We start from the raw sequence: 13,660 nt of genomic DNA, 5'->3' as shown, positions 1-13,660 counted from the left end.
TGTGGGAGCGAGCTTGCTCGCGATGGGCGCGACTCGGTCTGACGACTGGCCACACAAATCCCGCTCTCACTGGAGCCCGCCCGCCATCGCCTGTTACCATTCGCCCCCTGTTTGATCTTCGCTTTTATATTCTTTCCGAGACATGCCATGACCACCGTCCGCACCCGCATCGCGCCTTCGCCCACTGGCGATCCCCATGTCGGCACCGCCTACATCGCTTTGTTCAACTATTGCTTTGCCAAGCAGCATGGCGGCGAGTTCATCCTGCGGATCGAGGACACCGACCAGTTGCGTTCGACCCGCGAGTCCGAACAGCAGATCTTCGACGCCCTGCGCTGGTTGGGAATCGACTGGAGCGAAGGTCCGGACGTCGGTGGCCCGCACGGTCCGTATCGCCAGAGCGAGCGCGGTGACATCTACAAGCAGTATTGCCAGCAACTGGTGGACATGGGGCATGCGTTCCCGTGTTTCTGCACCGCTGAAGAGCTGGACCAGATGCGCGCCGAGCAAATGGCCCGTGGCGAAACCCCGCGCTACGACGGCCGGGCGCTGCTGCTGTCCAAGGAAGAAGTCGCCCGTCGCCTGGCGGCCGGCGAGCCCCATGTGATCCGCATGAAGGTGCCGACCGAAGGCGTCTGCGTGGTGCCGGACATGCTGCGTGGCGACGTCGAGATCCCGTGGGATCGCATGGACATGCAAGTGCTGATGAAGACCGACGGCCTGCCGACGTACTTCCTGGCGAACGTGGTCGACGATCACCTGATGGGCATCACCCACGTCCTGCGTGGTGAAGAATGGCTGCCATCGGCGCCGAAACTGATCCTGCTCTACGAATACTTCGGCTGGGAGCAACCACAGCTGTGCTACATGCCGCTGCTGCGTAACCCGGACAAGAGCAAGCTGTCCAAGCGCAAGAACCCGACCTCGGTGACGTTCTACGAGCGCATGGGCTTCATGCCCGAGGCGATGCTCAACTACCTGGGGCGCATGGGCTGGTCGATGCCGGACGAGCGCGAGAAGTTCTCGCTGCAGGAAATGGTCGAGCATTTCGACCTGTCGCGCGTGTCCCTGGGCGGGCCGATCTTCGACGTCGAGAAGCTGTCGTGGCTCAACGGCCAGTGGTTGCGGGACCTGCCGGTGGAAGAGTTCGCCGCACGTGTGCAGAAGTGGGCATTGAACCCTGAGTACATGATGAAGATCGCTCCCCATGTGCAGGGCAGGGTAGAGACGTTCAGCCAGATCGCCCCGCTGGCCGGCTTCTTCTTCGCCGGTGGCGTGACGCCGGATGCGAAGTTGTTCGAATCCAAGAAGCTTTCGGGCGACCAGGTGCGCCAGTTGATGCAACTGATCCTGTGGAAGCTCGAAAGCCTGCGTCAGTGGGAGAAGGACAGCATCACCGCGACCATCCAGGCCGTGGTCGAGTCGCTGGAGTTGAAACTGCGCGATGCCATGCCGCTGATGTTCGCCGCCATTACCGGCCAGGCCAGCTCGGTGTCGGTGCTCGACGCGATGGAAATCCTCGGGCCGGACCTGACCCGTTTCCGCCTGCGCCAGGCCATCGATCTGCTCGGTGGAGTGTCGAAGAAGGAAAACAAGGAGTGGGAAAAACTGCTGGGCGCGATCGCGTAAGCGTTCAATGAGGCAGGACATACCCCGGTTTTCCGGGGTTTGTCGGTAAGTGATTGTTATCCCGGCAAAAAATTTTCAAATTTGTTGAAAATAAATTTGACAGCCCTCCGATACGCCCTTAAGATTCGCCCCGTCCTCAGCGATGAGGGGCTATAGCTCAGCTGGGAGAGCGCTTGCATGGCATGCAAGAGGTCGACGGTTCGATCCCGTCTAGCTCCACCAATTTACACTTCAAGGCCTGGCCACACCGGTCTTGAAGCGATCAACACTCAGCGTTGATCAGTTGTATAGAAGGGTTTGCGTCCCCTTCGTCTAGTGGCCTAGGACACCGCCCTTTCACGGCGGTAACAGGGGTTCGAGTCCCCTAGGGGACGCCAGTTTTACAGAAGCGATGTTGCAAGATGTCACTCCGCCGCGAGGCGAAAAATCTGGGGCTATAGCTCAGCTGGGAGAGCGCTTGCATGGCATGCAAGAGGTCGACGGTTCGATCCCGTCTAGCTCCACCAATTACAGGTTCAAGGTCTGGCCACACCGCCCTTGAATCGATCAGTTCTCAGCACTGATCAAGTCAGAAGGTTTGTGTCCCCTTCGTCTAGTGGCCTAGGACACCGCCCTTTCACGGCGGTAACAGGGGTTCGAGTCCCCTAGGGGACGCCACGATTACCCGCTCTGCGGGATTTTATAAGGGTCATTCAATTCTTGAATGGCCCTTTTGTTTGTCTGGCGTTCGGCCAATTCCCTTATCCTTGAAAATAGACTTCTGACCAGCGGTCAAATTTCCGCTTGCGGAAAATTATTATAGGAATAATATTTCAATCGTAATATTCGGAGGCGACGATGAGCGATAAAAAGGCACAAACCCGTGAACGCATTCTCAAGGCCGCCAGCGATGCGCTGATCCAGCGTGGGCCGGCTGAGCCGAGCGTGGGCGAGGTGATGGGCGCGGCCGGGCTGACGGTGGGCGGTTTTTATGCCCATTTCGAAAGCAAGGACGCCTTGATGCTGGAGGCATTCAAGCAATTGCTCAATCGGCGCCGCGGCCTGATCGCCGACATGGACGGCGAGCTGACAGGCGAAGAGCGGCGCGCTCTGGTGGCGGCGTTCTATCTGTCACGCAAGCACCGTGACTCCACCGAACACGCCTGCCCGATCCCAGCATCGGTCGGCGAGCTCGGCCGGCTGCCGGATGCGTTTCGTGAAGTGCTCAATGAGCACATCGAGTTGATGGTCGCGCAATTGGCGGCCAGCCCGGAGGACGCCGACAAGGCCCTGGCCGACATCGCCTTGATGGTGGGTGGCCTGGCCCTGGCACGGGCACTGGGCCCTGGAGAGTTATCGGATCGTTTGCTGCGCGCCGCCAAGTCGGCGGTGCGATGAGCTGAGGCGCGAGCCCTGGAGATGAGCGATGAACAGGCTGAGCTGGATTCGTAGCGTCAATGGCACGCTTGGTTGGGTGGCTCCGCGCATGGTGGCCAAGCAGATGCGTTCGCTGTTCATGCGCCCGCGCAACTTGCCGCCGCGGGATTGGGAACTGCCGCTGCTGGCCTCGTCCGAGCGTATCACCTTGCGCTTCGGTCTTTCGGCCTTGCGCTGGGGCAAAGGCCCGGCAGTCTTGCTGATGCATGGCTGGGAAGGGCGGCCGACTCAGTTCGCGGCGCTGATCACGGCCCTGGTTGACGCCGGTTACACGGTGGTGGCGCTGGACGGTCCGGCTCATGGTCGTTCACCGGGTCGCGAGGCGAATGTCCTGTTGTTTGCCAGGGCCATGCTCGAAGCCGCCGCTGAGCTGCCGCCGTTGCAGGCTGTGATCGGGCATTCCATGGGCGGCGCCAGTGCCCTGTTGGCTGTCCAGTTGGGGTTGCGTACCGAGACGCTGGTCAGCATCGCCGCACCCGCCCGCATCCTTGGGGTATTGCGCGGTTTCTCCCGGATGATGGGTTTGCCGCCCAAGGCGCGTTCGGCGTTCATTCGCCAGGTGGAAAGCGATGTGGGCATGCCCGCTTCGAAGATGGATGTAGCGCATTACCAGCTGGACGTGCCGGGGTTGATTGTCCATGCCGAGGACGACACATCGGTTTCGGTGAGGGAGTCGCAGTTGATCCATGAAGCCTGGTTCGACAGTCGTTTGCTGCGACTGCCACAGGGCGGGCACCAGCGGGTGCTGGCCGATCCGCGTGTCATTGATGGGGTGTTATCACTGCTGGCCGGGCGCAGTCTGCAAGCGCGGCAATCGGCTTGAAGCGAGTTTGCTCGCGATAGCGGTCCAGCTCGGATCCGGTACACTGCCCCGATCCAAATTCGACCAGGAGAGGGGCATGGGCTGGGATCGCGCAACACCGTTCATTATTGATCTTCAGGTAAATGCCGAAGACATCGACGGGCTGGGCCACGCCAACAACGCGGTGTACGTCAGCTGGCTCGAGCGCTGTGCCTGGCGCCATTCCCAGCGCCTGGGCCTGGATCTGGTGGAGTACCGCCGCCTGGACCGGGCCATGGCAGTGGTGCGGCATGAAATCGATTACCTGGCAGCCGCCTATGAAGGCGACGAGCTGCAATTGGCGACCTGGATCGTCGACTGGGACCAGCGGTTGAAGATGACCCGGCATTTCCAGCTGATTCGGCCCAGCGACAACACCACGCTGCTGCGGGCCCAGACCACCTTCGTCTGCATCGAATTGTCCACCGGCAGGCCCAAGCGCATGCCGCCGGAATTCATCGAAGGTTATGGTCCTGCGTTGAAACCATCCGGGGTCCTCACCGACTGATCCATCGTCATCGCGAGCAAGCTCGCTCCCACAGGGTTTGGTGGTGGATTCCGATGTTGTGGGCAAAATCCGGTAAACTGCCGCACGTTTTTTCGTTCGAGTGTGTGTTTCCATGCAAATTGCCCTGGCGCCCATGGAGGGGTTGGTCGACAACATCCTGCGGGATGTCCTGACCCGTGTTGGCGGGATCGACTGGTGTGTCACCGAGTTCATCCGTGTCAACGACCGCCTGCTCACGCCGGCCTATTTCCACAAGCTCGCCCCTGAGTTGCTGACCGGTGCCCAGACGGCTGCCGGTGTGCCGCTGCGGGTGCAGTTGCTCGGGTCCGATCCGGTGTGCCTGGCGGAAAACGCGGCGCTGGCGTGCGAGTTGGGTTCGGAGGTTATCGACTTGAACTTCGGTTGCCCGGCCAAGACCGTGAACAAATCCCGGGGCGGGGCGGTGTTGCTCAAGGAGCCGGAACTGCTCAACGAAATCGTCGAGCACGTGCGCCGTGCGGTGCCAAAACACATCCCGGTCACCGCCAAGATGCGCCTGGGGTTCGATAGCCCGGACGGTGCGCTGGTGTGTGCCACGGCACTGGCCGAAGGCGGCGCGGCGCACATCGTGGTGCATGCGCGGACCAAGGTCGATGGCTACAAGCCTCCGGCCCACTGGGAGTGGATTCCCCGGGTGCAGGAAGTGGTCAAGGTGCCGGTGTTCGCCAATGGCGATATCTGGAGCGTCGAGGATTGGCGCCGTTGCCGCGAAATCAGCGGTGTCGAAGACATCATGCTCGGTCGCGGTCTCGTTTCCCGTCCTGACCTGGCCCGGCAGATCGCCGCCGCCCGGGCCGGTGAGGACGTGGTCGAGATGTCCTGGGCCGAGCTGCAGCCGATGCTCCAGGACTTCTGGGTGCAAGTGGTCGAGCAGTTGACACCGCGCCAGGCCCCGGGCCGGTTGAAGCAGTGGCTGGCGATGCTGACCCGCAATTACCCAGAAGCGGTGGCGCTGTTTACCGCTTTGCGCCGGGAAACCGACCTGGACGCGGTTGGCCATCTGCTGGGGGTGCAGCGCACCGAAGCGGCCTGAAAAAAATTCAGAAAAAGCTCTTGAAAAGTTTTTGGCGGTCCCTAGATAGGGGTTACGCGATGCCGAATTCGGGTCGCGGAGACAAAAAAACTTGCTGATTTTTTCAGGAGATTTGAATCATGAGTACTGCATTTTCGCTGGCCCCGCTGTTCCGTTCCTCGGTAGGTTTCGACCGTTTCAACGATTTGTTCGAAACCGCCCTGCGCAACGAGCCGGGCAGCAGCTATCCACCCTACAACGTGGAAAAACATGGTGATGACGAGTACCGCATCGTAGTCGCCGCCGCCGGGTTCCAGGAAGAAGACCTGGACCTGCAAGTGGAAAAAGGTGTGCTGACCATCAGTGGCGGCAAGCGTGAAGCCAGTAACGACAGCGTTACCTACCTGCACCAGGGCATCGCCCAGCGTGCGTTCAAGCTGTCCTTCCGGTTGGCCGATCATATCGAGATCAAGTCCGCCGGCCTGAGCAATGGTCTGTTGAGCATCGACCTGCTGCGGGTGATCCCGGAAGAGGCCAAGGCCAAGCGCATCCCGATCAACGGAGCGCAGCAGCAACCCGCGCTGCAAAACTGATGCAGCGTAAATGAAGAAGGGCGCCAAATGGCGCCCTTTTTCATTGTGGAGATCAGTGGAAGATTAATTGTGGCAAGGGGGTTGTGGGAGCAAGGTTTGCCCGCGATAAAAGCGATGCGGTCCTTCAGAAACCGGGTCGCCTGCAGTCGCGAGCAAGCTTTGCTCCCACATAAAACCTCCTCGCCACAAAGGCCCCGTGTTCCAAATTATGGCAACAACCGCTCAAACGCCTCCAGCGGCAACGGCCGGCTATGCAAATAACCCTGGTACAAATGACAACCAAGCCCTTGCAGGAAGTGCAATTGCTCCAGGGTCTCCACGCCTTCGGCAATCATGATCAGGTTGAGGCTGCGGGCCATGGCGACGATGGCGCGGATGATTTCGGCGTCGTTGGGGTCGCTGGTGGCGTCGCGCACGAATGACTGGTCGATTTTCAGTGTGTCCACCGGCAGGCGCTTGAGGTAGGTCAGCGACGAATAGCCGGTGCCGAAATCATCCATGGCAAAGCTCACCCCCAGTTTCTTGAGCCGGCGCATCTTGGCGATGGTGTCGTCCAGGTTCTGGATCACGATGCCTTCGGTGATCTCCAGTTTCAGCAGGGAGAAGGGCAGGCCGTGAGTGACGAGGCTATTTTCGATGCGTTCGACAAAGTCACTCTGGCGAAATTGCCGTGGGCTGATGTTCACGCACAGACTGAATTGTTGGGGATCAATCTTGCCCTTGGCGATCAGTTGCTTGAAGCCGTCGCAGGCTTCATCGAGGATCCAGGTCCCGACTTCCAGGATCAGGCCACTGTCCTCCAGCACTTTGATGAACTCATTGGGCGACTGGGCGCCCAGCTCCGGGTGATGCCAGCGCACCAGGGCTTCGGCGCCGATGATGCGGTTGTCCCGGGCATCGACCTGAGGCTGGAAATGCACGCTGAACTCGCCACGGGCCAGGGCAAGGCGCAGGTCGGTCTCCATGCGCAGCCGTTCGCTGGCGGCTTTTTGCATGGTGGTGTGAAACATCTGCGAGGTATTGCGCCCCGAGTCCTTGGCGCGGTACAGCGCAATGTCGGCGCGCTTGAGCAAATCGGTGGGCGTGGAACCGTGGTCGGGAATCAGCGCTATACCGATGCTCGGCGTGACCTGCAGTCGCTGGCCATCGAGGAACATCGGTTCCGAAAGCAGTTCGCGCAGGGTGTCGGCCAGGGTCCGCACTTGCTTGCTGACTTCGTTGCGCGAGCCTTCCAGGCCGCTGAGCAGCACCACGAATTCGTCGCCACCCAGCCGTGCGACGGTGTCTTCCAGGCGCACGCTGGCTTCCAGGCGCGCGGTGATGATCTTCAGCACGGTGTCGCCCACCGGGTGACCGAGGGAGTCGTTGATGTGCTTGAAGTGGTCCAGGTCGAGAAACAGCAGGGCGCCGCGCAGGTTGTGGCGTTTGAGCAGGGCGATCTGCTGGCTCAGCCGGTCCATCAGCAAGGCCCGGTTGGGCAGGTTGGTCAATGGGTCGTGGTAGGCCAGGTGACGGATCTGGGCTTCGGCATTGCGCAACAGGCTCACGTCCCGGGCGGTCAGCAGCAGGCATGCGGTTTCATTGAGGGTGATAGGCTCGACTGACACCTCCACCGTAAGGATTTCCCCCCGTTTATTGCGCCCGAGCATCTCCTGGTGGACTACGCGGCCCTTGAGATGCAGCTCGGCCAGCAAGGCGGCCCGCTGTTTTTCTTCGGCCCAGATCCCCACTTCGTAGACGGTGTGCCCGATCACTTCGTCGGCGCGGTAGCCGGTCAACCGGCAGAAGCCGTCGTTGACCTCGAGGTAACGACCGCTTTCTAGTTCGGTGATGGTGATGGCGTCGGGGCTGGAATGAAACGCCTTGGCGAATTTCTCTTCACTGGCCTTGAGGGCGGCTTCGGAGCGTTGTTGCTGGGTGATGTCGCGCAAGGTCGTGACGATGCAGGGCTGGTTGCCGACGTTGATCTGCCGGCTGGAAATCACGCAGGTCAATGGCTGGCCGTTCTTATGGTGAACGACGATGGCGACATTGCTCAGCGATTGTTCGCGGATCACCCGTTCGATGCGTTGCAGGCTACTGCCCGAGGCATCCCAGAGGCCGATTTCGTCGGCGTCGAGACCAATCACGTCGCTGGCGGTCCAGCCGAAGGTCTGGGTGAAACTGGAGTTGATCTCGAGGAACCGGCCGCTGTCCTGGTGAGTGACGCAGATCGGGTCGGGGCTGACCTGGAACAGCGTGGCGAATTTTTCCTCCGAGGCGGCCAGGCTCTGTTCGCGCTCCACCTGATCGGTGATGTCGAGCAAGGTGCCGGCCATGCGCAAGGGGCTGCCGTCGTCGTTGCGGTAGAGGCGGGCGCGGCTTTCCAGGTAGCGCGAGCTGCCGTCCGGCAGTTGCACGCGGTAGGTCAACTGATAGTTGCCCGCCGGGCCTTCGCGCAGGCTGCGATAGGCATTGCGCATGTTGTTGCGTTCTTCCGTGGGGACGCCTTCGAAAAACGCATCGAACGATTCGTGGAACGGCTTGGGCTCCAGGCCATGGAGCTGCGCGGCCCGGGCCGAGCCGTAGAGCATGCCGCTGGGAATGTGCCAGTCCCAGGTGCCCAGTTGCGCGGAGTCGAGGGCCAGGTCCAGGCGTTCCTGGCTGTCCTTGAGGGCCTGTTCGGCGAGTTTTTGCTCGGTGGTGTCGAGGAAGGTGCTCAGCAGGTACGGCTGACCTTCGAGTTCGACTTTCTGCGCACTGAGAATGCCGTTATGAATCTGGCCGTTGCTGGCCCGGAACTCCACCTCCATGCTGATCAGTTCGCCCTTGGCCTTGGTCGCCTCCACCAGTTTCGCCCGCTGCTGGGGGTCAACCCACAGGCCCAGTTCCAGGGTGGTGCGGCCGATCACGTCATGCACCGGCCAGCCGAACAGGCTTTCGAAATACTGGTTGGCCTCGCTGATCAGCCCGTCCTCCTGGCGGGTCAGCAACACCATGTTCGGGCACAGGTGAAAGAGCGTGGCAAATCGTTTTTCCGAGCTGCGCAGCGCCTGTTCCCGCTCGCGCTGATGGGTGATTTCGCGGATCACCCCGATCATGCGCGGGCGACCGTGCTTGTCGGGCAGCACGCTGCCGCTGATTTCCAGCCAGTGCAGGCTGCCATCGGGCCAGACGATGCGGTGGTGCATGGCCTGTTCCAGCGGCGCCCCGGCCACTGCCGCATGAAAGGCGCGCACGGCCCGGGCCCGGTCTTCGGGTAACAACAGGTCCAGATAATCCACATCCGCTGGCAATGGCTGGCGCGGATCGAAGCCGAACAGCGCCTGGGTGCCCCGCGACCAACTGATCTTCCCAGTCTCGATGTCCCACGACCAGGCTCCCAGCCGCGCACCGTTCAGGGCGGCCAGCAACTGCGGCGCGCTGTCCCAGCTCTGCTCGGACCGTTTCGGGTCGAGCGCCTGGATGCGTGGCATGGGCGGGAGGTGGTCAGCGGGTTTGGGCATTATCTCGCGAGCCTTGAGCGGGGTTGGGCGTTAAGCACAGGCTTCAGGCCCTACAGGCGCGGCACAACCTATGCCCTTGTCCCTGGCAAATCGATTTGTGCGTCCAGTAAGGCCATGAAAGCCCGTGCGGCGTTCGACAGCGTCCGTTCGGTGTGCAAGATATAGCCTAGCTGGCGACTGAGTTGTATGCCCGGCAAAGGAATGCGCGCCACCTGTTCGTCGAGCATGGTGCGCGGCAAGACGCTCCAGGCCAGGCCGATGGAGACCATCATTTTTATGGTTTCCAGGTAATTCGTGCTCATGGCGATGTTCGGCGTCAGGCCCTGGGCTTCGAACAGCCGTCGCACGATGTGATGGGTAAACGTGTTGCCCCCCGGGAAAACCGCCGGATGCAAGGCAATGTCCGCCAGGCTGACCGCACCGTTTTCCAGCAATGCGTGTTCCGGGGCGACCACGAAATCCAGGGGGTCGTCCCACACCGGCGTGGCCCGTACCAGCGTGTGGGGTTCGGGGGCGAGGGTGATGACGGCCAGTTCCGCCCGGCCATGGAGGATTTCTTCGTAGGCCACTTCCGAATCCAGGAACTGGATATCCAGCGCCACCTGGGGGTAGCGTCGGGTGAACTCCCGCAATAACGGTGGCAGGCGGTGCAGGCCGATGTGGTGGCTGGTGGCGAGCGTCAGGCGCCCGGTCACTTCGCCGCTCAGGTTGGTCAGGGCGCGGCGGGTGTCGTCCAGCACGTTGAGGATCTGATAGGCCCGTGGCAACAGGGCTCGGCCGGCCTCGGTCAGGCCCACTTCACGGCCAAGGCGGTCGAACAGGCGTACCTTGAGCTGTTGCTCGAGGCCGGCAATGCGCTTGCTGATAGCCGGCTGGGTCAGGTGCAGGCGTTCGCCGGCGCCGGAGAAACTGCCCGTCTCGGCGATGGCTATAAAGGCATTGAGGTTGGCGAGGTCCATGACGGTTCCGGTCGAATTCCAGTTGGTTATGCAAAGTATGAAAAATATGAATTTGAGTTATTTAATGTAACCCCATAGGATCAGCCTCACAAGCCAAGGGGTTATTGATTCGTTCAAGGCCCGGGGCATAGAAACAAGCTGATGAGGAACCGTCTGATGGCCGGCAAAACGCTCTACGACAAGCTCTGGGATTCGCATTTGGTCAAGCAGCGCGACGATGGCTCGGCGCTGATCTACATCGATCGTCACATCATCCACGAAGTGACTTCGCCGCAAGCCTTCGAAGGCCTGCGCCTGGCCGGGCGCAAGCCTTGGCGCATCGATGCCAACATCGCGACCCCGGACCACAACGTACCGACCACCCCGGAGCGCAAGGGCGGCATCGAAGCCATTGCCGACCAGGTCTCGCGCTTGCAGGTCCAGACCCTCGACGATAACTGTGACGAATACGGCATCGTCGAATTCAAGATGAATGACGTGCGCCAAGGCATCGTCCACGTCATCGGCCCGGAGCAGGGCGCGACCTTGCCTGGCATGACCGTGGTCTGCGGTGACTCGCACACCTCGACCCACGGTGCTTTCGGGGCCCTGGCCCATGGCATCGGCACCTCCGAGGTGGAGCATGTGCTCGCCACCCAGTGCCTGGTCGCCAAGAAAATGAAAAACATGCTGGTGCGCGTCGAGGGCAAGCTGCCGTTCGGTGTGACCGCCAAGGACATCGTCCTGGCGGTGATCGGCAAGATCGGCACCGCCGGCGGTAACGGCCATGCCATCGAGTTCGCCGGCAGCGCGATCCGCGACTTGTCCGTCGAAGGCCGCATGACCATCTGCAACATGTCCATCGAGGCCGGTGCCCGCGTTGGCCTGGTGGCCGCTGATGAAAAAACCGTGGAATACGTCAAGGGTCGTCCGTTCTCGCCAAAAGGCGCGGAATGGGACATGGCGGTCGAGGCCTGGAAAGACCTGGTGTCGGATGCCGATGCCAAGTTCGACACCGTGGTCGAGCTCGACGCCACGCAGATCAAGCCGCAAGTCAGCTGGGGCACTTCGCCTGAGATGGTGTTGGCGGTGGACCAGAACGTACCGGATCCGGCCAAGGAAATGGACCTGGTCAAGCGCGACTCCATCGTCCGCGCCTTGAAATACATGGGCTTGAGCGCCAACCAGGCGATCACCGATATTCAGCTCGACCGCGTGTTCATCGGTTCCTGCACCAACTCGCGGATCGAAGACCTGCGCGCTGCGGCAGTGATCGCCAAGGGCCGCAAGGTTGCTTCGACCATCAAGCAGGCCATCGTGGTGCCGGGCTCGGGCCTGGTGAAGGCCCAGGCGGAAGCGGAAGGGCTGGACAAGATTTTCCTCGAAGCCGGTTTCGAATGGCGTGAGCCGGGGTGCTCGATGTGCCTGGCGATGAACCCGGACCGCTTGGAGTCGGGCGAGCATTGCGCCTCCACCTCCAACCGTAACTTCGAAGGCCGTCAGGGCGCCGGTGGCCGTACGCACCTGGTGAGCCCGGCCATGGCCGCGGCGGCGGCTGTCAACGGCCGTTTCGTCGATGTCCGCGAATTGATCTGAAGGAGCGCAGCATGAAAGCTTTTACCCAGCACACCGGTCTTGTCGCGCCTTTGGATCGTGCCAACGTCGACACCGACCAGATCATTCCCAAGCAGTTCCTGAAGTCCATCAAGCGCACCGGCTTCGGCCCGAACCTGTTCGACGAGTGGCGCTACCTGGATGTCGGCCAGCCGTACCAGGACAACTCCAAGCGGCCGTTGAACAAGGATTTCGTGCTCAACGCCGAGCGTTACCAGGGCGCCAGCGTGTTGCTGGCCCGTGAGAACTTCGGCTGCGGCTCGAGCCGCGAGCACGCGCCATGGGCCCTGGAAGAGTACGGTTTCCGCAGCATCATCGCGCCGAGCTATGCCGACATCTTCTTCAACAACAGCTTCAAGAACGGCTTGCTGCCGATCATCCTCAGCGATGCTGACGTGGATGAGCTGTTCCAGCAGGTCGAGGCCAACCCCGGCTATCAACTGCAGATCGACCTGGCCGCCCAGACCGTGACCCGTCCTGACGGCAAGGTACTGGGTTTCGAGATCGACGCGTTCCGCAAGCATTGCCTGCTCAATGGCCTGGATGACATCGGCCTGACCTTGCAGGACGGCGAGGCGATTGCCGCGTTCGAGGCCAAGCACCGGGCGAGCCAGCCTTGGTTGTTTCGCGATGCTTGATGGATTGATGTAGGCAGTACCGGCCCTATCGCGAGCAAGCTCGCTCCCACAGGTGTTTTGTGAACGCCAAAAATTCCCTGTGGGAGCGAGCTTGCTCGCGATGAGGCCCGCCCAGGCAACACAACACCAAAAGGAAGTCCCCATGACCAGCACCGCCCACAGTCAGGTTGTACAAAAGCAATTCGGTGAACAGGCCTCGGCCTATCTGAGCAGTGCCGTGCACGCCCAGGGCGCTGAATTCGCGCTGCTACAGGCTGCGTTGGCCGGTCGTGGCGATGCCCGGGTGCTGGACCTGGGGTGCGGCGCCGGCCATGTGAGTTTCCACGTGGCGCCGCTGGCCGGTGAAGTGGTGGCTTATGATTTGTCCCAGCAGATGCTCGACGTGGTCGCCACGGCGGCTGCCGAGCGTGGCCTGGGCAATATCAGCACGGTATGCGGCGCCGCTGAGCGCCTGCCGTTCGCCGACGCTGAGTTCGACTTCGTGTTCAGCCGCTATTCGGCGCATCATTGGAGCGACCTGGGCCTGGCGTTGCGAAAAGTGCGCCGGGTGCTCAAGCCGGGCGGGGTGGTGGCGTTCATCGACGTCCTGTCGCCTGGCATGCCGTTGCTGGACACGTACCTGCAAAGCGTCGAAGTGCTGCGCGACACTAGCCACGTGCGCGATTATTCTGCCGGCGAGTGGTTGCGCCAGGTCAGCGAAGCGGGGTTGCACACCCGCAGCACCTCGCGCCAACGCCTGCGCCTGGAATATCGCTCCTGGGTCGAGCGCATGCGCACCCCCGAGGTGATGCGGGCGGCGATTCTCCAGCTGCAGCGTTCGATGGGCGATGAAGTGCGTGAATATTTTGAGATTGAGGCCGATGGTTCGTTCAGTACAGATGTACTGGTGCTGTGGGCCGAGCGATAGCATTTTTCCCGGCCAGGCGTTGGGTACAAAGCCCAGGCGT

Annotated in this window: 11 protein-coding genes and 4 tRNA genes; 13 read left to right on the top strand and 2 right to left on the bottom strand. The window is 61.6% G+C overall.

The annotated features are described in order from the left end of the window. Positions 1-147: 147 nt before the first annotated feature. The 10 genes from gltX to F7R20_RS20955 all read left to right on the top strand — a co-directional run bounded on the left by gltX (position 148) and on the right by F7R20_RS20955 (position 6,038). Positions 148-1,629: a glutamate--tRNA ligase gene (gene gltX, locus F7R20_RS21000; RefSeq protein ID WP_003203882.1), complete on the top strand. Its 1,482-nt coding sequence runs from the start codon at positions 148-150 to the stop codon at positions 1,627-1,629. A 146-nt stretch (positions 1,630-1,775) separates the two neighbouring features. Next, a tRNA-Ala gene (locus F7R20_RS20995) sits at positions 1,776-1,851 on the top strand. Positions 1,852-1,930: 79 nt separating this feature from the next. Next, positions 1,931-2,006, top strand: a tRNA-Glu gene (locus F7R20_RS20990). A 53-nt stretch (positions 2,007-2,059) separates the two neighbouring features. After that, positions 2,060-2,135, top strand: a tRNA-Ala gene (locus F7R20_RS20985). 75 nt (positions 2,136-2,210) lie between these two features. Further along, positions 2,211-2,286: transfer RNA gene (locus F7R20_RS20980), tRNA-Glu, on the top strand. A 180-nt stretch (positions 2,287-2,466) separates the two neighbouring features. Continuing rightward, on the top strand, positions 2,467-3,006 hold the full coding sequence (locus tag F7R20_RS20975; RefSeq protein WP_003203880.1) for a TetR/AcrR family transcriptional regulator: 540 nt from the start codon (positions 2,467-2,469) through the stop codon (positions 3,004-3,006). Between the two features lie 28 nt (positions 3,007-3,034). Further along, complete coding sequence (locus F7R20_RS20970) at positions 3,035-3,868, top strand: alpha/beta fold hydrolase (RefSeq protein ID WP_003203878.1); 834 nt, start codon at positions 3,035-3,037, stop codon at positions 3,866-3,868. 76 nt (positions 3,869-3,944) lie between these two features. Next, positions 3,945-4,394: an acyl-CoA thioesterase gene (locus F7R20_RS20965; protein ID WP_003203876.1), complete on the top strand. Its 450-nt coding sequence runs from the start codon at positions 3,945-3,947 to the stop codon at positions 4,392-4,394. Between the two features lie 112 nt (positions 4,395-4,506). After that, on the top strand, positions 4,507-5,466 hold the full coding sequence (locus tag F7R20_RS20960) for a tRNA dihydrouridine synthase (RefSeq protein WP_003203874.1): 960 nt from the start codon (positions 4,507-4,509) through the stop codon (positions 5,464-5,466). Between the two features lie 119 nt (positions 5,467-5,585). Beyond that, positions 5,586-6,038, top strand: a complete 453-nt coding sequence (locus tag F7R20_RS20955; RefSeq protein ID WP_003203872.1) for an Hsp20 family protein — start codon at positions 5,586-5,588, stop codon at positions 6,036-6,038. A gap of 206 nt (positions 6,039-6,244) precedes the next feature. Here F7R20_RS20955 and F7R20_RS20950 read toward each other — a convergent pair whose 3' ends face one another. Next, positions 6,245-9,523 carry an EAL domain-containing protein gene (locus F7R20_RS20950; RefSeq protein WP_003203870.1) on the bottom strand — a complete coding sequence of 1,093 codons (3,279 nt, stop codon included), beginning with the start codon at positions 9,521-9,523 and terminating at the stop codon, positions 6,245-6,247. Between the two features lie 68 nt (positions 9,524-9,591). Continuing rightward, positions 9,592-10,482, bottom strand: coding sequence for a LysR family transcriptional regulator (locus F7R20_RS20945; protein ID WP_003203868.1), 891 nt, complete (start codon positions 10,480-10,482; stop codon positions 9,592-9,594). A 156-nt stretch (positions 10,483-10,638) separates the two neighbouring features. Between F7R20_RS20945 and leuC the strand changes: the two genes are divergently transcribed. From leuC to F7R20_RS20930, 3 genes are all read left to right on the top strand, one after another. Continuing rightward, a complete protein-coding gene (gene leuC, locus F7R20_RS20940; protein WP_003203866.1) occupies positions 10,639-12,057 on the top strand; it encodes a 3-isopropylmalate dehydratase large subunit in 1,419 nt (472 codons plus the stop codon). 11 nt (positions 12,058-12,068) lie between these two features. Next, positions 12,069-12,713, top strand: a complete 645-nt coding sequence (gene leuD, locus F7R20_RS20935) for a 3-isopropylmalate dehydratase small subunit (protein WP_003203864.1) — start codon at positions 12,069-12,071, stop codon at positions 12,711-12,713. A 142-nt stretch (positions 12,714-12,855) separates the two neighbouring features. After that, positions 12,856-13,620: a class I SAM-dependent methyltransferase gene (locus tag F7R20_RS20930; RefSeq protein ID WP_081352565.1), complete on the top strand. Its 765-nt coding sequence runs from the start codon at positions 12,856-12,858 to the stop codon at positions 13,618-13,620. Positions 13,621-13,660: the final 40 nt, after the last annotated feature.

Origin of the sequence: Pseudomonas brassicacearum subsp. brassicacearum, from assembly GCF_008801605.1 — a bacterium.
Lineage (GTDB): Bacteria > Pseudomonadota > Gammaproteobacteria > Pseudomonadales > Pseudomonadaceae > Aquipseudomonas > Aquipseudomonas brassicacearum.
Note: the sequence above shows the minus strand (reverse complement) of the source record. Positions and strands in the feature narration are given on the sequence as shown.

Bases quoted from the DNA above. Each gene is read 5' to 3' on its own strand.
- gltX (WP_003203882.1), top strand. From the start codon at position 148: ATGACCACCGTCCGCACCCGCATCGCGCCTTCGCCCACTGGCGATCCC.
- F7R20_RS20975 (WP_003203880.1), top strand. From the start codon at position 2,467: ATGAGCGATAAAAAGGCACAAACCCGTGAACGCATTCTCAAGGCCGCC.
- F7R20_RS20970 (WP_003203878.1), top strand. From the start codon at position 3,035: ATGAACAGGCTGAGCTGGATTCGTAGCGTCAATGGCACGCTTGGTTGG.
- F7R20_RS20965 (WP_003203876.1), top strand. From the start codon at position 3,945: ATGGGCTGGGATCGCGCAACACCGTTCATTATTGATCTTCAGGTAAAT.
- F7R20_RS20960 (WP_003203874.1), top strand. From the start codon at position 4,507: ATGCAAATTGCCCTGGCGCCCATGGAGGGGTTGGTCGACAACATCCTG.
- F7R20_RS20955 (WP_003203872.1), top strand. From the start codon at position 5,586: ATGAGTACTGCATTTTCGCTGGCCCCGCTGTTCCGTTCCTCGGTAGGT.
- F7R20_RS20950 (WP_003203870.1), bottom strand. From the start codon at position 9,523: ATGCCCAAACCCGCTGACCACCTCCCGCCCATGCCACGCATCCAGGCG.
- F7R20_RS20945 (WP_003203868.1), bottom strand. From the start codon at position 10,482: ATGGACCTCGCCAACCTCAATGCCTTTATAGCCATCGCCGAGACGGGC.
- leuC (WP_003203866.1), top strand. From the start codon at position 10,639: ATGGCCGGCAAAACGCTCTACGACAAGCTCTGGGATTCGCATTTGGTC.
- leuD (WP_003203864.1), top strand. From the start codon at position 12,069: ATGAAAGCTTTTACCCAGCACACCGGTCTTGTCGCGCCTTTGGATCGT.
- F7R20_RS20930 (WP_081352565.1), top strand. From the start codon at position 12,856: ATGACCAGCACCGCCCACAGTCAGGTTGTACAAAAGCAATTCGGTGAA.